We start from the raw sequence: 21,444 nt of genomic DNA, 5'->3' as shown, positions 1-21,444 counted from the left end.
GGTAAGCGAAGCCCGCATGAGCGTCAATGCGCCGCCTGCGGCATCAGATGGCGGTCGAAAAAGTCGACGATCTTCTTGTAGGTGAAGCGCGTCTGGACAAGATTTTCCATGTCCCATGGATGGTTGGAACCGGGCACGGTCACCAGCTCGAACATCTTCTCCTTCGCGATCAGCCGCTGGGCGAGCGCGATCGTATCGGCATAGAGCACCACCTGATCGCGCGTGCCGTGGATGATCATCAGCGGATCGGCGAGGCCATCGCTATGATAAAGCGGCGATTCCTTTTGATAGAGCGCCGGCTGCGACGGGCCGTCGGGCGCACCCGCGATCCATTCCTGCTCGGGGAAGGCATGGCCGACATTGGTCGCGGGCGCACCCGCGATACCGGCGGCGTAGAATCCCGGCTTGGTGAACAGCGACATCGTCGTCATCAGCCCGCCATAGCTCGATCCCCACAGGCCGATGCGCTTGGGATCGGCGATGCCGCGATCGATCAGGTAGCGCGCGCTATCCTGGATGTCGTCGATATCGAGATTGCCGTAGCTCTCGTTCATCGGCCGGTTCCATTCCTTGCCGCGACCGAAGCTGCCACGGATGCCCGGATTGATGACGACATAACCGTGATCGACGAGGAACTGGTCGAGCCCCCACGTGGCATGCGCGACGCGACCGCCCCACTGATTGTGGACCGCGTCCGAATAGACCGAGCCGACGATGACCGGATAGAGGCGGCCGGGCCGATAGTCCGCCGGCAGCATCAGCCGCGCGGTGAGCGGCGCGCCATCGACGTGGCTCTGGAAGTCGACGTAGCGCACCGTCGCCCAGCGCTGCTGCGCGAAGGCGGGCAGCGGCGAGTGCGTGACGCGCGCGAACGTCGCGTGCGCGGCGACCGGCGCGACATAGAGTTCGGGCGGGGTCAGGTCGTCGCTGAAGCGATCGGCGACATGGCCGAAGTCGGGCGAATAGACCGGCGCGTGCGTGCCCGGCGCGCTCGTCAGCCGCTCGACCGCACCGCCCGCGATCGGCACGCGATAGGCCTGCCGCTCCTGGAAGGCCGCCTGATCGGAGGTGAAATAGAGCATGCGGCGCTTGGCATCGACCGTAAAGCTCTCAATCTCCCACGGCCCGCGCGTGATCTGGCGCGGTGCCGCACCGGCCGCGGGCAGGCTGTAAAGATGATTGTAGCCGTCGCGGTTGCTGAGCAGGATCAGCCCCTTGTCGCCCGGCGCCCACGCCACCTGCCAGTCGGGCCGGATCTGGATCGGATCGGCGAAGCTGTAGAAGGTCGCCCGCTGCCCGCTCGCGACGTCGTACGTGTAGATGTAGTGATGCTTGATGCGGAAATCGCTGGTGCTGACGAACAGCCGGCTCCCGTCGTCGGACAGGCCGTAATCCCATACGGGATCCTGATCGTTGAGTCGCGCGAACCAGTGCGGCGCGCCGCCCTCCGCCGCGATCACGCCGATCTTGACGATCTGCAAATGCGGGTCGCCGGGGAAGGCGCGGGTCACGGTGTCGTGATGCGTCGTGCCGCCGGCATCGTAATCGATCTCGACCTGGCGCACCGCGCGATCGTCGGTCTGGACGAAGGCGAGCCGGTCGCCCCTGGCATTCCAGCGGAAGCTCTCGACCGCGATCTTGTCGGCGCCGGGCACGATCAGTCGCGCGGGCGCGGCCCCCGCCACATCCTTGACCCACAGGCCGCCGGCCGCGCGGAATGCGAGCCGGTCACCCGAGCCGGACAGCGCGATCTGCGACACGCCGTGCCGATCGGGCTCCCACGCGGTCACCTGCCCGGCGGCATCGACTACCGACAGGACGCCCCCCGCCACGAATGCGATCCGACCATCCGCCAGCCACACCGCCTGCGTGACGCCGGCATGTCCCTGCCCGCGCACATCGTCGCCGAGATGGGTGAGCTGGCGCTTGGCGCCATCGGCCGCCGCGATCCAGATGTCGCGGAACCCCTCGCCATGATCGTTCCACAGGAACGCCAGCTTCGCGCCGTCGCGCGACCAGGCATAGCCTTCGGGTGAGGTGCCGATGATGCTGCGATCGGCATAGAGCATGTCGATCGACAGAAGACCTGCGGGCGCGAGAGCGGGGACCGCAGGCTGTGCTGCCGCCGGTGCCGCGCCGCCAAGGGCCAATGCCAGCGCCCCAGCGACGATCCCGCCATACCGCATATGCCTTGCCCCCAAAAATGTGTTCCGTGGATCGACCGCCGATCCTGCATGATCGACGCCAGTTCCAACCATTTTCACATGATATCGGCCATTCCCTCGCGGTCAATCGACCGCCATGACATGAGGCGGTGGACGGTTGCTGACGCGGCCGAAGTGAAGCAGGATACGGCATGCCAGACAGCAGGACGTTCGATCCGAGCAGTGCCAACTTCCGCCTGGGGCACTCGCCCTTTTATTTGATCGCGCATGCGGATTTCAAATATCACGAGGATATGAGCCTGGTGCTCGCCAAGAACGGCGTCACCAAATCGATCTATCGGCTGATGACGGTTTTGCGCGAAGGGGCGCCGATGAGCATTGGGGCATTGGCCGCAAGCGCGCTCATCAAGCGCTCGACGGCGAGCCGCATCGTCGAACGCATGCTGGATCAGGGCCTGGTCGCGACCGAGCTCAATCGCGAGGATAATCGCGTGACCGAGGTCGCGCTCACCGCCAGCGGCACGGCATTGCTTGCGCGGCTCACCCCGGTGGTCAATCGCCAGTTGAAGCGTGCGATCGAAGGCGTGCCCGAGACCGATCTGGATGCGCTGGTGCGCACGCTCCAGCAGATGGTCGCCAATCTGAGCAAGCTGCCGATCGAATAATCATATTGTACGCAAAATTAACGGGATCGAAGGGTCCGCCAACTAGGTCGCTGAGGATGCGACGGTCACCTTCAACCCGCGCGGCCGATGACACGGCATCGGCAGGTGCGTCGCGGCCCTATCTGGCGATGGTGGACGTCGATCGGTTCGACGTGCTCGACGAATTGGTCGGCTACACCGCCGCGCGTCGAATGCTGGCGGGGCTGGCCGAAGAGATCGCCCGCACGCTGCCCCAATGCGGGCGCACCCGCTTGGGGCGCGGCGCCGTCGTCGTCGATTGGGAATCGACCCCCGCCGCCGCCGAAGCCGCCGCCGAGGCGCTCGCCCGCGCGCTGGGCCGCCCTGTCGAAGTTGCGGACTATCGCTTCGATCTCGCGGTGACGATCGGCGTGGTCGAGGCAGGCATAGGCAACCGCGCCGAGCAGCTTTCGGCCGCCGATCGCGCGGTGACGACGGCCCGTCGCCGCCATGCGCGCGTCCAGATCGGCGCCGGCGACGGCGTGATGCCGGCGACCGACCGCCTGTCGCTGATGCGCGACCTCCAGAAAGCGATCCGCGACGACACGCTGGAGCTGCATTACCAGCCGAAGGTGCGCGCGCGCTCCGGCGAGACCGTCGCGGCCGAAGCGCTGCTGCGGTGGAATCATCCCCAGCGCGGCTACGTGCCGCCCGCAATGTTCGTGCCGATCGCCGAGCGCACCGGCGACATCGCCGCGCTCACCGAATGGGTGGTCGGGCGCGCCATCGCCGATCAGGCCCGCCTGCTGCGCATGGGCCATACGCTCACCTTCGATCTCAACATTTCGGGCGGATTGCTGGCCGATCCCGGTTATGGCTGGCGGCTGCTGCACCACTTCACCGCGCTGCAGGGGCTGATCGGCTTCGAGATCACCGAGACCGCGATGATCGGCGATCCGGAGCGCGCGCTCAGCAACCTCCAGATCTTTGCCGAGGCCGGCATCCGCCTTGCCATCGACGATTATGGATCGGGCTTCTCGTCGCTCGCTTACCTGCGGCAATTGCCGATCACCGAGCTCAAGATCGACCGCATGTTCGTCGCGAACCTGACGACCAGCCAGCGCGATCCGTTGCTGATCCGCTCGACCATCGACCTTGCCCACGCGCTCGGCATGGAGGTGACTGCGGAAGGCGTCGATTCGCCGACGACATTGGCGCTGCTGCAGGTGATGGGCTGCGATCAGGTGCAGGGCTATCTGCTCTCGCGCCCGCTGCCGCTCGATCGGCTCGCCACGTATCTGACGGCGCAACGCACGCCCGAAGCCATCGCCCATCAGCGACGGATCAGCGGCTGACGATCAGTGGCTTTGCACCGGCCGCGCCTGTTCGAGCATGATGCGCACCTCGCTCGCGAGGCGCAGCGGATCGAACGGCTTGGCGATCACCCCGATCGCGCCGAGCCCAAGATAGCGCATGATGTCGCCCGAGCGCACATTGGCGGTCAGCAGGATGACCGGCAGGTCGACCGCGCGCGGCACGCTGCGGATCGCGCTCAGCACCTTGTCGCCGCTGACATCCGGCATCTGCACGTCGAGCAGGATGCATTCGGGCTGCCAGCGCCGATCCTCGAGCATGCGCAGCGCCTCGTAACCGCCGCTCGCCCAGCGCACCTCGAGCGCGCCGTCGAGGCCCAACGCCATGCCGATGATCGCGCGGATATCCTCATCGTCGTCAACGAACAGGAGTCGGAGCGGATCGGTCATGCTGTTGTTATCTAACCTCATGAATTGCTTATAACCTGAGCCGAAGCACGCCAACGGCCAAAAGCCTCCGGATCGACGTACGTCCTCCAAAAAAAGCGGCGCATCCGCGCGGTTCCTTCGCCGCATACGAGCGACAGGCCGCTATGTTCCGGATGATATGGCCGCGGCCCGCGAACCTCCGCGTCGATCGCGCGTTTCCGCGCATTCTGTCTGTCTCGAACGAGGAACATCATGGACATCAATTGCTCGGGCAAGCTCGCGCTGGTCACCGGCTCCACCGACGGGATCGGATTCGCCGCCGCGCGCGCCTTGCTCGCGACCGGCGCCCGCGTGATCGTCAACGGCCGTACGCAGGCGAAGGTCGACGCCGCCGTCGCGAAGCTGGGGGACGGCGCACATGGCGTCGCCGCCGATCTCGCCACCGCCGAGGGTTGCGCGGCGTTGGTCGCCGCGGCGCCGCAGGTCGATATCCTCGTCAACAACGCCGGCGTGTTCCAGCCCGCCGACTTCTTCGACACCGACGATGCGACCTGGGATCGCCACTGGCAGATCAACGTGATGTCCGGCGTGCGGCTGGCGCGCGCCTATCTGCCGGCGATGGAGCGCGCCGGCTGGGGCCGGGTGATCTTCATCGGTTCCGAATCCGCGTTCAACATCCCGGTGGAGATGATCCACTACGGCGTCAGCAAGACCGCCGACGTCGCGGTCGCGCGTGGGCTCGCCAAGCGCATGGCGGGCACCGGCGTCACGGTCAATTCGGTGCTGCCCGGCCCGACTTTGTCGGAAGGCGTCGCCGCCATGCTGGCCGACGAACAGGCGAAAACCGGCAAACCGCTGGAAGAGGTCGCCGCCGACTTCGTCACCGCGCACCGGCCGAGTTCGATCCTGCGCCGCGCCGCGACCACCGAGGAGGTCGCCAACATGATCGCCTACGTCGCCTCGCCGCTCGCCTCCGCCACCACCGGCGCGGCGCTGCGCGTCGACGGCGGCACGATCGACACGATCATGTGACCGGCAGATCGCCGGCGTCGATCACGATCAGCTCGGGCATTTCCAGGCTGCTCGCCTTCGCGCCGGCGATCTCCACCAATGTCGAGACCATCGTCAGCACCACCCGCATCCGCGCGCGATCGTCGGGCGCATCGGGCGCCAGTCGCGCGAGCGCCGCATCGGTGATGCAGACGGTGCGCTGCAGATCGTGCACGTCCATCGTAAACAGGATGCCGCCGTCCACCACCCGCGGCGGATCGACCAGATGCGAGAAAGTCATGCGCGCCATTTAGGCGTTCGGCAGGCGTTTGCAGCAGGTTATCGAGCAGTGCGCCATTCGTTTCGGCGCACGCGAAAGCGCTTGCGTCGCAGAGGCCCGCGGGGGCGGGATTCAGGCGCCCGGCTCGACCTCTGCGGCGGTGCGCGTTCCGGCGCTGCCGATCGCGTCGTCCGCCAGGCCGAGGCGCACGAGCAGCCAGAACAGCAGGATGCCGGGCAGCGCGACCACCGTCGTCAAAATATAGAAATCGACATAGCCGAACGCATCGATCAGGCGCCCCGCGCTCGTTCCTGTGACCACGCGCCCGAGCACGCTCGCGCCCGCCGAGATCAGCGCATATTGCGCGGCGGTGAAACGCAGGTCGCACAGCGCCGAGAAATAAGCGACCACCGTGACGCCGCCGATGCCGCTCGCGATATTCTCGAACCCGATCGCGCCCGCCATCGCCGCATTGTCGTGGCCGATCGCGGCGAGCCCGGCAAAACTGAGATTGGATACCGCCATCAGCCACAGGCTGATCGTCACCGAACGCTTGAGGCCGAGCCGGGCGTAGAGCATGCCGCCGATGAAGATGCCGACCAGATAGGCCCAGAAGCCGACACCGACGTCGTACAATGCGATCTCGTCATTGGTGAAGCCCAGACTGTTGAACAGCAGGCGGAAGGTGAGATTGGCGAGCGTGTCGCCGATCTTGTGGAACAGGATGAAGGCCAGGATCAGCAGCGCCGCGCCGGCGCCCTGACGGGTGAAGAACTCGACGAACGGGCCGATGATCGCAGCCAAAGCGGCGCGTGCACCACGACGGACCGTAGGTTCGCGGTGGCGCGCGGGCTCTCCGACGGCGAGCGCGACGATCATCGCCGGCAGCGCGAACAGCATCGTCGCGGCATAGGCGCCGGCCCAGCCGATCCGCCCCGCGAGCACGAGAGCCAGCGCGCCCGCCGCCGTGCTGCCGATGCGATAGCCATATTGCGACATGCCCGCACCGACGCCGAGCTGACGCGGCTCGAGCAATTCGATGCGATACGCGTCGATCACGATGTCGAAGGTCGCGCCCGCCAAACCCACAAGGATCGCGGCATAAGCGGTGCGAGCGAGGCTGTCTGCCGGATCGACGAGAGCGAGGTTGAGTACCGCCGCCATCACCAGCACGCCGGCCAACAGCATCCACGACACACGCTGCCCGAGGCGGCCGATCAGCGGCAACCGCACGCCATCGACCATCCACGCCCACAGCGGTTTGAGATTATAGACGAGAATCGCCAGCGCGAAGAGCGTCACGCTTTTCTTGTCGATGCCGGCTTGCGCGAGCCGCGTCGTCAGCGTCGCGGCGATCATCGCAAACGGAAAGCCCGACGAAATGCCGAGGAACAAAGCGGCGAGCGGCGCGCGTTCGAAATAGGGCGCGATCGGCGAACGAACGGGAAGCGAGGTCATCGCGCCGACGATAGCGCCATCCTCGCCCTTGCCAACCGCCGCCTGCTTCGTCTGGCCGCGCTACTGCGCCTGCCCGAACAATGTGAAGCTGCGCGGGACGCGCTTGGGCTTGCGGCCGGCGATCGTCGCTTCGACCGCCTCGATCGCGGAGAGCAAGTCGCGCTGGCTGTAGGGCTTCGCGAGACAGCCGAAGGCGAGCGAGCGCGCGTCATCCGGGCACGCGCCCGTCACGAACACCAGCGGGATGTTGCGATCCTTCGCGGCGCGGGCGACGTCGCGGCCATTGCCGCCATCCGAAAGGTTGACGTCGGCCAGCACGAGATCCACCCGGCCGCCGCCAATCTCGGCGATCGCGGCGTTGACCGTATCGACCGTGGCCACGACCTCGTAGCCGGCATCGCGCAGCGAATGCTCGTTGTCGAACGCCACCAATGGCTCGTCCTCGGCGATCAGAATTCGCTTGATCGAGCGTTCACGCTTTCCGAACAACATCCACCTGCCTCTTGCACGCTCGACCTGTGGGCTTGACGGCCCGACGCTTTGCCCCGACCACCCGCGTCTCCAACAAGAGAGACCTGCGTGGCCAGCCGACTTACATTCCTCATCCTGATTGCGATGATCCTAGGAATCATCGTCGGTTACGCCATTAACCAAACCATTACCGATGCCAACGCCATCGTAACGATCAGCGACGGTCTTTCGATCCTGACCGATCTTTTCCTGCGCCTCATCAAGATGATCATCGCGCCGCTGGTGTTCGCGACCCTCGTCGGTGGCATCGCGCACATGGGCGAAGGCTCGGCGCTCGGGCGGATCGGGCTGCGCACGATCGGCTGGTTCATCACGGCAAGCCTGGTGTCGCTTACCCTCGGCCTGGTGTTCGTCAACGTGCTGCGGCCGGGCGTCGGCCTCGCCCTGCCGTTGCCGCCGGTCGATGCCGCGAGCGGCATTTCGAGCAAGGCGTTCAACCTGCACGATTTCGTGATCCACATCGTGCCCGCCTCGCCGATCCAGGCGATGGCGGACAATGAAATCCTGCAGATCGTGGTCTTCTCCGCCTTCGTCGGCGTCGCCTGCACCGCGATCGGTGCGCGCGCGGCGCCGATCGTGCGCGGGGTCGAGGCGCTGGCGCAGCTGATGCTGACCGTGACCGGCTATGTCATGCGGCTTGCGCCGATCGCGGTGTTCGCCGCGGTGACGGGCGCGATCGCCAAGCAGGGCATCGGCATCCTCGCCACGTTCGGTTACTTCATGGGCGGCTTCTACATGGCGCTGATCGTGCTGTGGCTGTTCCTGCTCGGCGTCGCCACGCTCGCCACCGGCGGCCGCGCGCGCGAATTGTGGGGCTATGTCCGCGATCCGTTCCTGCTCGCCTTCACCACCGCCTCGTCCGAGGCCGCCTTTCCGCGCACGCTGGAGGCACTGGAGAAGTTTGGCGTGCCCGAGCGGATCGCGGGCTTCGTCCTGCCGCTCGGTTATTCGTTCAACCTCGACGGCACGATGATGTATTGCAGCTTCGCGACGATCTTCATCGCCGAAGCCTATGGTATCCACCTGTCGATCGGGCAGCAGATCACGATGCTGCTGCTGCTGATGGTGACGTCCAAGGGCGTGGCCGGCGTGCCGCGGGCAAGCCTGGTGGTGATCGCCTCGACCCTGTCTTTCTTTCACATTCCGGAGGCAGGATTGCTGCTGATTCTCGCGGTCGATCATTTCCTCGACATGGGCCGCTCCGCCACCAACGTCATCGGCAACGCCGTCGCCGCGACGCTCGTCGCCAAGTGGGAAGGCGTGCTGCTGCCGCCCCAGCCGGAGCCCGTACCATGAGCCGCGAACCGCAACGCATCGCCAAATTGCTGGCGCGCGCCGGCATCGCCTCGCGCCGCGAGATCGAGCGGATGATCGAGGCGCGCCGCATCGCGATCGACGGCAAGGCGCTGGAGACGCCGGCGACGATCGTCACCTCGCTCCACGGCGTTACGGTCGACGGCAAGCCGGTCGCCGCCCCCGCGCCGGCGCGGCTGTTCCGCTTCCACAAGCCCGCCGGCCTGCTGACCACGGAGCGCGATCCGAAGGGCCGCCCGACCATCTACGACAAATTGCCGCCCGATCTGCCGCGCGTCATCCCGGTCGGCCGTCTCGATCTCAATACCGAGGGGCTGTTGCTGCTCACCACCGACGGCGAGTTGAAGCGCCAGCTCGAACTGCCGCGCACCGGCGTCGAGCGCAGCTATCGCGCGCGCGCCTTCGGCGAGGTGAGCCAGGCGCAGCTCGAGGATCTGATCGAAGGGGTCGAGATCGACGGCGTGCGCTACGGCCAGATCGACGCGAACCTCGAACGCCGCACCGGCGCCAATACGTGGATCGAGCTGCGGCTGGCCGAGGGCAAGAATCGCGAGGTGCGGCGCGTGCTCGAATATCTCGGCCTGCAGGTCAGCCGCCTGATCCGCACCGCTTACGGCCCCTTCCCGCTCGACGATCTACCCGTCGGCGCGGTGGACGAGATCCGCCAGCACGACCTCGTCGCCTTCCGCAAGACCCTGAAGAGCTGATGCGGATCATATCCGGCCAGTGGCGCGGGCGCGTGCTGAAGGCGCCCAAGGGCGACGCGACGCGCCCGACCGCGGACCGCACGCGCGAGGCCCTGTTCTCGATGCTGGCGAGCCGGGTCGGGTCGTTCGACGGCCTCGTCGTCGCCGACATCTTCGCCGGCACCGGCGCGCTGGGGCTCGAGGCGCTGTCGCGCGGCGCCGCGCGTGCCCTGTTCGTGGAGCAGGACAAGGATGCGGTGACCGCCTTGCGCGCCAACATCGCGATGCTCGGCGCCGAGGCCGACGTGATCCCGGGCAGCGTCGCGGCGCTCGGCCCCGCGCGGCGGCCGTGCGACCTGCTGCTGTTCGATCCGCCCTACGGCAGCGGTGGCGCGGGCGCGCTGCTGGAGCGCCTAACCCGCCTGGGCTGGGCCGCGCCCGGCGCGTGGGCGAGCGTGGAAACGAGCCGCGAGGAGACGGTCTCGGCCGCCGGCTGGACGGCGGAGGAACCGCGCATGGTCGGCAAGGCCAAGCTCAGCCTGCTGCGGCTGGACTGAAAACTTCCCTGACCGTTCGTGCTGAGGAGAGGCTGAGCGAAGCCGAAGCCTCGTCTCGAAGCATCTGCCCTTCGAGACGCCACTTCGACAGGCTCAGTGGCTCCTCAGGACGAACGGGGGGGCGTTGATTTTAGCAACGCCAGCGCCGCCAGGCTCAGCACCGCCGCTGCGCTGGTGTAGAGCCCGACCCAGGTCAGCCCGCCCTTGGTCGCCAGCCATTGCGACAGCAAAGGCGTCAGCCCGCCGCCGAGCACGCCCGCCACGTTGAAGGTCATCGACGCGCCGGTATAGCGTACGCGCGCCGGGAACAGGCCGGGCAGCCACGCACCCAGCGGCCCGTAGACGAAGCCCATCAGCGTGAGCGAAAGCGCGAGGAACAGGAAAACCAGCGCGAGCGAGCCTGAGCCCATCAGCGGCGCCATCAACAGCCCCGACACGATCGTACCGATGCAGCCCGCCATCAGCACGCGCCGCTCGTCATAATGCATGTCGGCCAGCCACGCAGCGGCATAGATGCCGATCGCCATGAACAGGATCGCGCCGAGCTGGACGCCGAGGAATTGCTGCATCCCGTAGCCGAGCGTCTTGGTGCCGTAGCCGAGCGCGAAGGCGGTCGCGACGTAATAGAGCGCGAAGCAGGCGATGGTCGCGATCGTGCCGCCGATCAGCGGCCCGGCATGGCGCGCCACCACCTCGCCCAGTGGCACCGCCGGCGGCGGCGCTTCCCGCAGCGACGCGGCGAATTCGGGCGTCTCGGCCAGCCGCAGCCGGATCCACATGCCGACCACCACCAGCAAGGCCGACAGCGCGAACGGCACGCGCCAGCCCCAATCGTGGAACTGCGCCTTGGTGAGCGTCGCGCCGAGGATCAGGAACAGGCCGTTGGCGGCGATGAAGCCCGCAGGCGCGCCCAATTGCGGGAACATGCCGTAGCGCGCGCGCTTGCCCGGCGGCGCATGTTCGACCGCGAGCAACGCCGCCCCGCCCCACTCGCCGCCAAGGCCGAAGCCCTGGCCGAAGCGCAGCACGCACAGCAGCAATGCCGCCACCCAGCCGGCGTCGGCATAGGTCGGCAGCACCGCAACCAGGGTGGTCGACAGGCCCATCGTGAGCAAGGAGGCGACGAGCGTCGACTTGCGGCCGACACGGTCACCGAAATGGCCGAAGAAGATCGATCCGAGCGGCCGCGCGACGAACGCCACGCCAATCGTGGCGAACGACAGCAATTGCTGGGCCTGCGGTGATGTCTTCGGGAAGAACAGCTCGCCGAACACCAATGCGGCGGCGGTGGTGTAGACGTAGAAATCGTAGAATTCGATGCCGGTGCCGATCAGGCTCGCCGCCAGCACGCGCCGTGTCGACGGTCCGGTCTTGGTCATGCGCAAACTCCCTCGCGCACGGACATTGCGCGCGAGGGAGTGGCGTTGAAACAATCGGGCGCGGCGGTCAATCGCCGCGCGCGCTTACTTCTTCTTGTGCCACGCCTTGTGGCCCATGCCGCCCTTCTGGACGCACTTGTCGGTCATGCCCTTGCCGCAGGGCGGATAGCTGCTGGTGTCGGTCGGCGCGGCGGCCGGCGCGGCGCTGCTGTCGGCCGGCGCGGGCGTCGGTGCCGGCATGGCCGAGGCGTCGGGCGTGGCGGGCGCTGCGGCCGGGGCCGCCTGCATGTCGGGGCTGGTCGACGCCGGCGGGGTCTGCGCGGGCATGTCCTGCGCGACGGCAACGGTGCCCAGCGTGAGAGCGGCGGCAGCGGCGATCAGAAATGTCTTCTTCATTGACAACCTCCATTTTGCCAGAACCGTAACGGCTCCGTCGAAGCGACCGAACACCCGAGGGCGCTTCTGGTTGCGTCCGCCAAATGGCTCCGGCGGCGCGGTATCCCGTATCGAACGGTTGCCCGGCGGGCATGCGTTCCCTACCTGTTCGGGGTGACCCAGATGCCCGCGACCACCAACGAGCCCGCTTACCTGCGCGGCCTCAACCCGCCGCAGCGCGAGGCGGTGCTGACCACCGAGGGGCCGGTGTTGGTGCTGGCGGGCGCGGGCACGGGCAAGACGGCGGCGCTCACCGCGCGCCTCGCCCACCTGATCGCCACGCGCCGCGCCTGGCCGAGCGAGATCCTCGCGGTCACCTTCACAAACAAGGCCGCGCGCGAGATGCGCGAGCGCGTCGGCCGAATGATGGGCGATGCGGTCGAGGGGATGCCGTGGCTCGGCACCTTCCATTCGATCGCGGCCAAGATGCTGCGTCGGCATGCCGAACTGGTGGGGCTGCAATCCAACTTCACGATCCTCGACACCGACGACCAGTTGCGCCTGCTCAAGCAGCTCATCCAGGCGGCCGATCTCGACGAGAAACGCTGGACCGCGCGCGCGCTGGCGGGCCTGATCGACCGCTGGAAGAATCGCGGCTGGACGCCTGCCGAGATCGACGCCGCCGAGAGCGAGGCCTTCGCCAACGGGCGCGGCCAGGAATTGTACGCCGCCTATCAGGCGCGGCTGAAGGCGGTGAACGCCTGCGATTTCGGCGACCTGCTGCTGCACATGCTCGTCATTCTGAAGACGCATCGCGACGTGCTGCAATCCTACCAGCAGCGCTTCCGCTACATCATGGTGGACGAATATCAGGACACCAACGCCAGCCAATATCTATGGCTGCGGCTGCTGGCGCAGGAGCGCAAGAACATCGCCTGCGTCGGCGACGACGACCAGTCGATCTATTCGTGGCGCGGCGCCGAGGTCGCCAACATCCTGCGCTTCGAACGCGACTTTCCCGGCGCGACGGTGATCCGACTGGAGCAGAATTACCGATCGACCCCGCACATCCTCGGCGCGGCATCGGGCGTGATCGATCATAATGGCGGCCGCCTCGGCAAGACCCTGTGGACCGAGCTCGATGCGGGCGAGAAGGTGCGCGTCGTCGGTGTGTGGGACGGGCCGGAGGAGGCGCGCCGCGTCGGCGAGGAGATTGAGAGCGCGCAGCGCGGCGGCACCACGCTCGACAAGATCGCGATCCTCGTCCGCGCCCAGTTCCAGACGCGCGAGTTCGAGGACCGCTTCATCGCGATCGGCATGCCGTACCGAATCGTCGGCGGCTTCCGCTTCTACGAGCGCGCCGAGATTCGCGACGCGCTCGCTTACCTGCGCGTCATCGCCCAGCCGAGCGACGACCTCGCGTTCGAGCGCATCGTCAACGTCCCCAAGCGCGGCCTCGGCGACAAGGCGGTGCAGAAGATCCACCAGCTCGCACGCGCGGGCGACCTGCCGCTGACGACCGCCGCCGCGCGCATCCTCGACACCGACGAACTGACGCCGCAGGCGCGCCGCGCGCTCGGCAACCTGATCGGCGATATCGCGCGCTGGCGGACGAAATTGTCCGAGCTGCCGCATGCCGAGCTTGCGCGGCTGATGCTGGACGAGAGCGGCTATACCGCGATGCTCCAGGCCGAGCGCTCGACCGAGGCGAGCGGCCGGCTCGAAAACCTCACCGAGCTCGCCCGCGCGATGGAGGATTATGAAACGCTCGGCGCCTTTCTCGAGCATGTCAGCCTCGTCATGGACAATGACGCGACCGCGGACGACGCCAAGGTGACGATCATGACGATCCACGCCGCCAAGGGGCTGGAGTTCGACACGGTCTTCCTCGTCGGCTGGGAGGAAGGCGTCTTCCCGTCGCAGCGTGCGGTTGACGAAGGCGGCACCGCCAGCCTCGAGGAGGAGCGCCGCCTCGCCTACGTCGCGATCACACGGGCGCGGCGGCGGGCGCACATCCTCCACGCCGCCAATCGCCGCATCTATGGCCAGTGGACGAGCTCCATTCCTTCACGCTTCGTCGGCGAGCTGCCGGCAGAGCATATCGAGAGCGAGACCACCATGTCCGGCGGCGAGAGCCTGTGGCGCGCGCAATGGAGCGAGCAGGGCGACCCGTTCGCCCACGTCCATCGCGAGGCGCCGTCGCGCGCCGAGCATCGCGGCCCCGGCTGGCAGCGCGCGGCGCAGAAGCCGCTCGACATGAGCCCGATGCGGCTGGCCGAGGCGAAGGCGTCCGCCGCCAGCTTCGCCGCCAAGCCGCGCGCCGACATCGGCCTCGGCCAGCGCGTGTTCCACGCCAAGTTCGGCTACGGCACGATCGCCGAAATCGAGGGCAACAAGCTCGAGGTCGAGTTCGAGCATGCCGGGCGCAAGCGCGTGCTCGACAGCTTCGTCACGCTTGGCTGAGAATAGAAACCGGCCTCACGCCGCTTGGGGGCGGACGCGGCGCGCACGGCGGAGCGCCGTGCCGGCCATGCCGAACCCTACGATCATCATGCCCCAGGTCGTCGCCTCGGGCACCGGGCCGATCTGATCGGCCGAGAGAATCGAGATATTGCGCAGGCCGATATATTCGTTGGCGAAGGTGATCCGACTGATCTCGGCCGTGGCGTAGCTGAAGCCCATATAGCCGGGTTCGACCTGATAGCCGTTATGTTCGAACAGGATGCTGTCCAGCACGTCACCCGCAAGATCGTAAGCGGTGATGATCGCATCGGAAGTAGAGGCATATTGGGTCGAATCGATTTCCGCGAGGAAGCCCGACAGCGGCGTCGCGAAGCTCAGCGTCACCGTCCCCCTGCCTGCATTCAGTCCGATCATCGGCGTCCCGCTCCACAGGATGTCGGGCGTGAAGCCGTAGCTGTCGGTATAGCCGAACAGCGAATTGCCGCTCGTGGACGTGTAGGTCATACCCGGACCGAATATGATCGGCCCCTTGGTCGACGCATCGTCATCGTTGAGCGCCGCCGGAATGTCGACCGCCGTCGCGCCATTTAGCGACGTGACCACCGTTGCAGTCGCCGGCGACTGCAGCGCGATCGGCAAGGCAAGCCCGGCAACGAGCGCGACCTTGTTTACAAAACGCACCGTTGCGACCGTCATCACCCTTATGCCTCCACTCGATTCTCTTAACCTATGTTATCAATTCACACGCTGGCAGAGAAGGGAGAATCGTTTCGGCTCGATCTCAATCGTGCCTGCGCGCCGCAAATCGAGGTGCAGCTCCGCGTCAGGAAGACCCTCGCCGTTCGCGGCCGGATCGGCCCCGCCGGACGATCGGCCGGCTTGACGGGTTGGAACATATCAAGTACAATACGCGCGTGAAAAGCTATCCCGCCGCTGCTCTTTCTCAGTGTCGATCAGCCCGCATGGCCAAGGCGGCCGCATCGCGGAAGGGGGACCGACCGCTGACGTAGCGTCACCTTTGTCACCTTCTGCGACGCTTGGACGCGCGAATCGCGCCGTTGCGGGCGGCGGTCGAGCTCAGGCCGAAACGCTGTCCAGCGCCTCGCTCGCCTCCATCCAGCGCGCCTCGGCCGCATCGTAGGCGGTGTTGAGGTCGGCACGGCGCTTCATCAGGTCGCTCATCGACAAGCGGGTGAGCGCGGCGTCGGCGCCCTTGGGGTCGAACATCGCGCGCTCGATCTTCGCGCGTTGCTCGCCCAGCTGCGCCAGTTCCTTCTCCGCCTCCGACACCGCCTTGCGCAGCGCCTGCTGCTTCTCGCGCGCCTCGGCGGCGGCGCGCTTGTCCTTCGCCTTGCCCTTGCCCGCGCCCTTGCCGCCTCCCTCCTTGGAGAGGATGAAGGCGGTATAATCCTCCAGGCTGCCGTCGAATTCGTTGGCGCGGCCGGCATCGACCAGCACCAGCCGGTCGGCGGTCAGCTCGACCATGTGGCGATCGTGGCTGACGAGGATGACCGCGCCCGAATAGCCGTTGAGCGCCTGCACCAACGCCTCGCGCGCATCGACGTCGAGGTGGTTGGTCGGCTCGTCGAGGATCAGCAGATGCGGCGCGTCGCGGGTGATGAGCGCCAGCGCGAGCCGCGCTTTCTCGCCGCCCGACATCTTGCCGACCTTGCCCGTCGCGCGATCGCCCGAGAAACCGAAGCGGCCGAGCTGCGCGCGCACCGCCGCGGGCGACTTGCCCGGCATCACGCGCGTCATGTGCGCCAGCGGCGTATCGTCGCCGTCGAGCTCCTCCACCTGATATTGGGTGAAATAGCCGACCTTCATCTTGCCCGACGCGTTCATCGCGCCGTCCATCGGCGTCAGCTGCGCCGCGAGCAGGCGGGCGAGCGTCGTCTTGCCGTTGCCGTTGCGGCCGAGCAAAGCCAGCCGGTCGTCGGGATCGATGCGCAGGTTGAGCCGCTCGAGGATCGGCGTCGCGCCATAGCCGACGCTGGCCAGATCCAGCGTGATGAGCGGCGGCCGCAATTCCTCGGGATCGGGGAAGTCGAACGAGAGCGAGGGATCGTCGACCAGTTCGGCGATCGGCTGCATCTTCGCCAGCATCTTCTGGCGCGACTGGGCCTGCTTGGCGGTCGAGGCGCGGGCCGAGTTGCGCGCGATATAATCCTGCAGCTTGGCGCGCTGCGTCTCCTGATTGGCCTTGGCGGCGGCGGCCTGCGCGGCGCGTTCGGCGCGCTGGCGCTCGAACGCGTCATAGCCGCCCTGGTACAGCATCACCTTGCCGCCCTGCAGGTGCAGGATGCAGTCGACGACGTTGTTGAGCAGGTCGCGCTCGTGGCTGATGACGACCATCATCGCCGGATAGCTCTTGAGGAAATTCTCGAGCCACAGCGTCGCCTCCAGATCGAGGTGGTTCGACGGCTCGTCGAGCAGCAGCAGATCGGGCTGCGAGAACAGCAAAGCGGCGAGCGCCACGCGCATCTTCCAGCCGCCCGAGAAGCTGTCGAGCGGGCGGTTCTGCATCTCCTCGTCGAAGCCCAGCCCGACGAGGATGCCCGCGGCACGCGACGGGGCGGTGTAGGCGTCGATCGCGATCAGCCGCTCATAGACGTCGCCGAGCCGGTCGGGATCCTCGCACGTCTCGGATTCGGCGAGCAGGGTCGCGCGCTCGGTATCGGCGGCGAGCACGGTGTCGATCGGGGTGGAGGTGCCGTGCGGGGCTTCCTGCGCGATATAGCCGATGCGCGTGCCGCGCGGCATCTCGACCGCGCCGCCATCGGGATCCAGCATCCCCATCATGACCTTCATCAGCGTCGACTTGCCGGCGCCGTTGCGGCCGATCAGGCCAACGCGGGCCCGCGGGGGGAGCGCGGCGGTCGCGCCGTCGAGGATCGTGCGGCCGCCGAGCCGCACGGTGATACCGTTCAGATTGAGCATGGCGCGCGCCTTAGCAGACGCAGCGAAGTTGCGGAAGTTGGACGCGCGCCGGTCGCGAAACCGCGATCGCCGACGCGTTTCGGCGCGCCGTTTTTTTGAGCGCACCCCTTCAATCGGAGGGTTTTCCGGTCGCGGGATATCGCGGACGCATCGTGAAGATCCATTAAGGATCAAGGGGATTGTGATGCGTATCTTGCCTGTATTCGTCGTCGCCGCGCTCTCGCTCGCGTCTGCGGCTCATGCCACGCTGATCGCCGACTTCGAGTTGAACGGTTCGCTCGACAACAGCGCCGGCACCGCCGTCACGCTCGCCAACAATGCCGGCACCGGCTCGCTCGGCAGCACCGGCATCACATTCGGGATCAATCAGGGGCCGACGATCACAGGCCTCGCGCCCACGACCAGCTACACGATCGACATGACCTTCACGCTGGATGCGCTGAACGGCCCGCGCGGCAATGGCTACATCAAGCTGGTCGACTTCAGCAATCTCGCCAGCGACAGCGGCTTCTACAGCCACAACGCCCATTTCAGCATCTATCCGTTCGGCGACTCGACCGATCCCGTCTTCACCGCCGGCGTGCCGGTGAGGCTGACGCTCTCCCATGCGTCGGACGGTACGGTGGCCGGCTATATCGACGGCGTGCAGCTGTTCGGCATCTCCGATCCGACCAACCGGTCGGAGACGGCGATCACCGCCGCGCTCAACTTCTTCATCGACGATACGGCGACCGCGAGCGGAGAGGCGTCCAGCGGGTTCGTCGATTATATCCGCATCTACGATACCCCGATCACGCCCGGCGAGGCGACGCCCGCCGCCGTACCGGAACCGGCGAGCTGGGCGCTGATGGTCGGCGGGTTCGGCCTAGTCGGCGGTGCGATGCGGCGGCGCACGCACGCGGCGCGTGTCACCGCTTGACGGCGAGCGATCGGCGTCGTCGGCGTCAGCTCCGGCGACGCCATCAGGCCGTCCGCAGGATCCGCCCCAGCGCCTCGTCCAGCGCGGACAGGAAGCGCGAGCGATCCGATTTTGCGAACGGCGCAGGCCCGCCGAGCTGGTCGCCGCCGGCGCGCAGATCCGCCATGATCGCGCGGGTGGCGATCGCGCTGCCGATCGACGCGGTGGTGAAGGGCCTGCCGGTCGGCGCAAGCACGGTCGCCCCTGCCTTCAGGCAACGATCGGCGAGCAATATATCCGCGGTGACCACCACCGCGTCGCGGCCGGCCTCGGCCGCGATCCAGTCGTCGGCGGCGTCGAAGCCGTCGCTCACCACCACGCGGCTCACCAGCGGATGCTGGGGGACGCGCAAATGGCTGTTGCTGACGATCGTGACCGCCGCCTCGCGCCGCCACGCGACCTTGTAGATCTCGTCCTTGACCGGGCAGGCGTCGGCATCGACCAGGATGCGCGGGATCATCGCCGGCCGCGCGGACCCCGGTTGGTCGGGCGGGGCGTCAGGCGCGCGCGCGGCGGCGGACCGCCACCACGCTCGGGCGGGCCGGCCATCGGCACGATCATCAGCTCGCTTTCCTGGTCGCTCGCGGCGGTGCGCTTCAACGCGGCGGCGAACTTGCCCGCAACCGCGCGCGGAATCTCGAACGCCGTCTCGTCATTGGCGATGCGGATCGCGCCGATATCCTGCTTGGTGATGTGGCCGCGGCGGCACAGCAACGGCAACAGCCAGCGCGGATCGGCATTGTGGCGACGGCCGACATTCATGCGGAACCAGACCGTATCTTCGAAGCCGGCACGCGGCCCCTCGTCGCGCTGGCGAACCGAGGACGGCCCGCCCTCCAGCAGCTCCTCGGCGGCGGGCAGGCGCGCACGGTGCGCGCGCACCAGCATCGCCGCCACCTCTTCCGGGCTGCGCTCGGCGAGGAGGCGGGCGCCCAGCGCGCGATCCTCGTCGTCCAGCTCCTGCGGCTGGGAGAGCGTGACAATCAACCGCTCGCGATCCGCGTCCTGCACCTCGGCTGGGGTCGGCACGCCGCGCCACTCGGCCTGGATGCGCGCGTCGCGCAGCATGCCCTCGGTCCGGCGACGGCGCGGATAGGGGACAATCAGCACGGCGGTGCCCTTCTTGCCCGCGCGCCCGGTGCGGCCCGAACGGTGCTGCAATGCCTCCGCATCGCGCGGCAGCTCGGCGTGGATCACCAGGCTCAGCGACGGCAGATCGATGCCGCGCGCCGCCACGTCGGTCGCGACGCAGACGCGCGCCCGGCGGTCGCGCAACGCCTGCAGCGCATGGTTGCGCTCGGACTGCGAATGCTCGCCCGACAGCGCCACCGCGGCAAAACCGCGCTCGACGAGGCTTGCATGCAGGCGGTTGACCGCCTCGCGCGTCGCGCAGAACAGAATCGCGGTATCCGGCTCGTAGAAGCGCAGCAGGTTGACGCAGGCATTCTCGATATCCGACGGCGCGACTGTCACCGCCTGATAGGAAATGTCGCCATGGCCACGCTCGGCGCCGATGGTCGAGATGGCCAGCGCGTCGCGCTGATAGCGCTTGGCCAAGGCGACGATCGGCTTGGGCATCGTCGCGGAGAACAGCAGGGTCCGCCGCGCGGACGGCGTCGCGTCGAGGATCTGCTCCAGATCCTCGCGGAAGCCCATGTCGAGCATCTCGTCCGCTTCGTCGAGCACGGCGACGCGCAGCGACGACAGGACGAGCGCACCGCGCTCCAGATGGTCGCGCAAACGACCCGGCGTGCCGACGACGATGTGCGTGCCGTGGCTGAGCGTGCGGCGCTCGCGGCTGGGATCCATGCCGCCGACGCACGACGTGATGCGCGCACCGACCTTGGCGTAGAGCCACTCGAGCTCGCGTGCGACCTGCAGCGCCAGCTCGCGGGTCGGCGCGATCACCAGCACCTGCGGCAGGCCGGGCGCGGGCAGCGCGCCGTCGCGCATCAGGTCGGCGGCCATGGCCAGCCCGAACGCGACGGTCTTGCCCGATCCGGTCTGGGCGGAGACGATCATGTCACGACCCTCCGCTGCCGGCTCGATGACGGCGGCCTGGACGGCGGTGGGCGCGGCATAGCCGCGTTCGGTCAACGCCTCGGCGAGAGGCGTGGGTAATCGACTGAAAGGCATAGCCCGCCAGATGGGACCGGCGGGCCCATTACGCCAGAACTATTTCAGGATGCGGTCGAACAGATCGAATGTCGCCGCCCACGATCGCTCGGCTGCGGGCGGATCGTAGACCGGGAAATCGGGCATCGTCCAGCCGTGATGCGATCCCTTATACCATTCGTGGACGTAGCTGACGCCCGCGTCGGTCAGCGCCGCCTCGAGCTTCTCGGCCATCTCCGGCGAATAGGCATGATCCTCGTCGGCAGCACCGACATAGAGCTCGGCCTCGATCTTCGGCGCCAGCAGATGCGGGCTGTCGGGCGCGTCGTTCGCAAGGTTGCCGCCGTGGAGGCTCACCGCCGCCGCGACGCGATCGGAAAAGATGCCCGCAACGTAAAGCGCCATCCGCCCGCCCATGCAGAAGCCGAGCACGCCGATCTTCTCGCCGGCAACGTCGGTGCGGCTCTCCAGCCAGCCAAGCAAAGCGCGCGTGTCTTCGGCGGCCTTCGCGTTGCCGGTCGTCGCCATGAAGGGACCGATGAGTTCGCGGAAATCGCCTGCGAACACCGCCTTGGGATCGAACGGCGGATACGGGCCGTGACGGTAGAAGAGATCGGGCAGCAGCACGAGATAACCCTCGTCCGCCAGCTTCTGCGCCATTCCAAGCAGAGCCGGACGGATCGCCAGCGCGTCCATATAGATGATCGCCGCAGGCCACGGCCCGTCGCCCGTCGGGGTGAAGACGTGCGTCGGCATCTCGCCGTCGGAGGTGGTGACGGTGACGTTTTCCTGGCCCATGTGGGCACTCCTTCATGCTGGTTGGTCGATCGCCGCAACGGGCGGGCGCGGCTCTAAACCCGCCGTCCTG

20 protein-coding genes are annotated in these 21,444 nt (G+C 67.5%); 8 read left to right on the top strand and 12 right to left on the bottom strand.

Translation table 11 applies throughout. The features are described 5' to 3' along the window. Positions 1-23: 23 nt before the first annotated feature. A complete protein-coding gene (locus K8P63_RS02710; protein WP_223798348.1) occupies positions 24-2,186 on the bottom strand; it encodes a prolyl oligopeptidase family serine peptidase in 2,163 nt (720 codons plus the stop codon). Positions 2,187-2,356: 170 nt separating this feature from the next. On the opposite strand from K8P63_RS02710, the gene K8P63_RS02705 reads away from it, so the two are divergent. Next, on the top strand, positions 2,357-2,830 hold the full coding sequence (locus K8P63_RS02705; protein ID WP_223798347.1) for a MarR family winged helix-turn-helix transcriptional regulator: 474 nt from the start codon (positions 2,357-2,359) through the stop codon (positions 2,828-2,830). Positions 2,831-2,835: 5 nt separating this feature from the next. Then, entirely contained in the window at positions 2,836-4,143 is a 1,308-nt protein-coding gene (locus K8P63_RS02700) for an EAL domain-containing protein (RefSeq protein ID WP_223798346.1), read from the top strand. A gap of 3 nt (positions 4,144-4,146) precedes the next feature. On the opposite strand, the gene K8P63_RS02695 is transcribed toward K8P63_RS02700, so the two are convergent. Beyond that, the gene (locus K8P63_RS02695) at positions 4,147-4,551 is read right to left on the bottom strand and encodes a response regulator (RefSeq protein ID WP_223798345.1); all 405 of its coding nucleotides are present in this window, start codon (positions 4,549-4,551) and stop codon (positions 4,147-4,149) included. 231 nt (positions 4,552-4,782) lie between these two features. On the opposite strand from K8P63_RS02695, the gene K8P63_RS02690 reads away from it, so the two are divergent. Beyond that, positions 4,783-5,562, top strand: a complete 780-nt coding sequence (locus tag K8P63_RS02690; protein WP_223798344.1) for an SDR family NAD(P)-dependent oxidoreductase — start codon at positions 4,783-4,785, stop codon at positions 5,560-5,562. Here K8P63_RS02690 and K8P63_RS02685 read toward each other — a convergent pair. The 3 genes from K8P63_RS02685 to K8P63_RS02675 form a co-directional block, all read right to left on the bottom strand. After that, complete coding sequence (locus K8P63_RS02685) at positions 5,555-5,830, bottom strand: hypothetical protein (RefSeq protein WP_223798343.1); 276 nt, start codon at positions 5,828-5,830, stop codon at positions 5,555-5,557. The genes K8P63_RS02690 and K8P63_RS02685 overlap by 8 nt on opposite strands. Before the next feature lie 102 nt (positions 5,831-5,932). Beyond that, positions 5,933-7,258, bottom strand: a complete 1,326-nt coding sequence (locus K8P63_RS02680; RefSeq protein WP_223798342.1) for an AmpG family muropeptide MFS transporter — start codon at positions 7,256-7,258, stop codon at positions 5,933-5,935. Positions 7,259-7,318: 60 nt separating this feature from the next. After that, on the bottom strand, positions 7,319-7,750 hold the full coding sequence (locus K8P63_RS02675; protein WP_223798341.1) for a response regulator: 432 nt from the start codon (positions 7,748-7,750) through the stop codon (positions 7,319-7,321). 87 nt (positions 7,751-7,837) lie between these two features. Here K8P63_RS02675 and K8P63_RS02670 point away from each other — a divergent pair, with 87 nt between their 5' ends. Genes K8P63_RS02670 through rsmD form a run of 3 tightly spaced genes read left to right on the top strand, consistent with a single transcriptional unit; the run spans position 7,838 to position 10,346 of the window. Continuing rightward, positions 7,838-9,085 (top strand): dicarboxylate/amino acid:cation symporter, encoded by a 1,248-nt coding sequence (locus tag K8P63_RS02670; protein WP_223798340.1) that lies wholly within the window; start codon positions 7,838-7,840, stop codon positions 9,083-9,085. Further along, positions 9,082-9,810, top strand: coding sequence for a pseudouridine synthase (locus K8P63_RS02665; RefSeq protein WP_223798339.1), 729 nt, complete (start codon positions 9,082-9,084; stop codon positions 9,808-9,810). The genes K8P63_RS02670 and K8P63_RS02665 overlap by 4 nt, the downstream gene beginning before the upstream one ends. Further along, positions 9,810-10,346, top strand: coding sequence for a 16S rRNA (guanine(966)-N(2))-methyltransferase RsmD (gene rsmD / locus K8P63_RS02660; RefSeq protein WP_223798338.1), 537 nt, complete (start codon positions 9,810-9,812; stop codon positions 10,344-10,346). Before K8P63_RS02665 ends, rsmD begins: the two co-directional genes overlap by 1 nt. Positions 10,347-10,450: 104 nt before the next feature. Here rsmD and K8P63_RS02655 read toward each other — a convergent pair whose 3' ends face one another. Together K8P63_RS02655 and K8P63_RS02650 are read right to left on the bottom strand one after the other, a co-directional pair. Then, a complete protein-coding gene (locus K8P63_RS02655; protein WP_223798337.1) occupies positions 10,451-11,725 on the bottom strand; it encodes an MFS transporter in 1,275 nt (424 codons plus the stop codon). 84 nt (positions 11,726-11,809) lie between these two features. Further along, on the bottom strand, positions 11,810-12,121 hold the full coding sequence (locus K8P63_RS02650) for a hypothetical protein (protein WP_223798336.1): 312 nt from the start codon (positions 12,119-12,121) through the stop codon (positions 11,810-11,812). A gap of 162 nt (positions 12,122-12,283) precedes the next feature. Here K8P63_RS02650 and K8P63_RS02645 point away from each other — a divergent pair, with 162 nt between their 5' ends. Next, positions 12,284-14,563, top strand: coding sequence for an ATP-dependent helicase (locus K8P63_RS02645; RefSeq protein ID WP_223798335.1), 2,280 nt, complete (start codon positions 12,284-12,286; stop codon positions 14,561-14,563). A 15-nt stretch (positions 14,564-14,578) separates the two neighbouring features. Here K8P63_RS02645 and K8P63_RS02640 read toward each other — a convergent pair whose 3' ends face one another. Together K8P63_RS02640 and K8P63_RS02635 are read right to left on the bottom strand one after the other, a co-directional pair. Further along, complete coding sequence (locus K8P63_RS02640; protein WP_223798334.1) at positions 14,579-15,259, bottom strand: PEPxxWA-CTERM sorting domain-containing protein; 681 nt, start codon at positions 15,257-15,259, stop codon at positions 14,579-14,581. Positions 15,260-15,640: 381 nt separating this feature from the next. Then, positions 15,641-17,503: an ABC-F family ATP-binding cassette domain-containing protein gene (locus K8P63_RS02635; protein ID WP_223798333.1), complete on the bottom strand. Its 1,863-nt coding sequence runs from the start codon at positions 17,501-17,503 to the stop codon at positions 15,641-15,643. Positions 17,504-17,687: 184 nt separating this feature from the next. Between K8P63_RS02635 and K8P63_RS02630 the strand changes: the two genes are divergently transcribed. Then, positions 17,688-18,422, top strand: coding sequence for a PEPxxWA-CTERM sorting domain-containing protein (locus K8P63_RS02630; RefSeq protein ID WP_223798332.1), 735 nt, complete (start codon positions 17,688-17,690; stop codon positions 18,420-18,422). 43 nt (positions 18,423-18,465) lie between these two features. Here K8P63_RS02630 and K8P63_RS02625 read toward each other — a convergent pair whose 3' ends face one another. From K8P63_RS02625 to K8P63_RS02615, 3 genes are read right to left on the bottom strand one after another with little or no spacing between them, the layout of a single operon-like run. Further along, positions 18,466-18,921 carry a YaiI/YqxD family protein gene (locus tag K8P63_RS02625; protein ID WP_223798331.1) on the bottom strand — a complete coding sequence of 152 codons (456 nt, stop codon included), beginning with the start codon at positions 18,919-18,921 and terminating at the stop codon, positions 18,466-18,468. Next, positions 18,918-20,597, bottom strand: coding sequence for a DEAD/DEAH box helicase (locus K8P63_RS02620; RefSeq protein ID WP_223798330.1), 1,680 nt, complete (start codon positions 20,595-20,597; stop codon positions 18,918-18,920). Before K8P63_RS02620 ends, K8P63_RS02625 begins: the two co-directional genes overlap by 4 nt. Positions 20,598-20,636: 39 nt before the next feature. Further along, positions 20,637-21,374 carry a dienelactone hydrolase family protein gene (locus tag K8P63_RS02615; RefSeq protein ID WP_223798329.1) on the bottom strand — a complete coding sequence of 246 codons (738 nt, stop codon included), beginning with the start codon at positions 21,372-21,374 and terminating at the stop codon, positions 20,637-20,639. Between the last annotated feature and the right edge of the window lie 70 nt (positions 21,375-21,444).

It is taken from the genome of Sphingomonas nostoxanthinifaciens (assembly GCF_019930585.1).
Lineage (GTDB): Bacteria > Pseudomonadota > Alphaproteobacteria > Sphingomonadales > Sphingomonadaceae > Sphingomonas_I > Sphingomonas_I nostoxanthinifaciens.
Note: the sequence above shows the minus strand (reverse complement) of the source record. Positions and strands in the feature narration are given on the sequence as shown.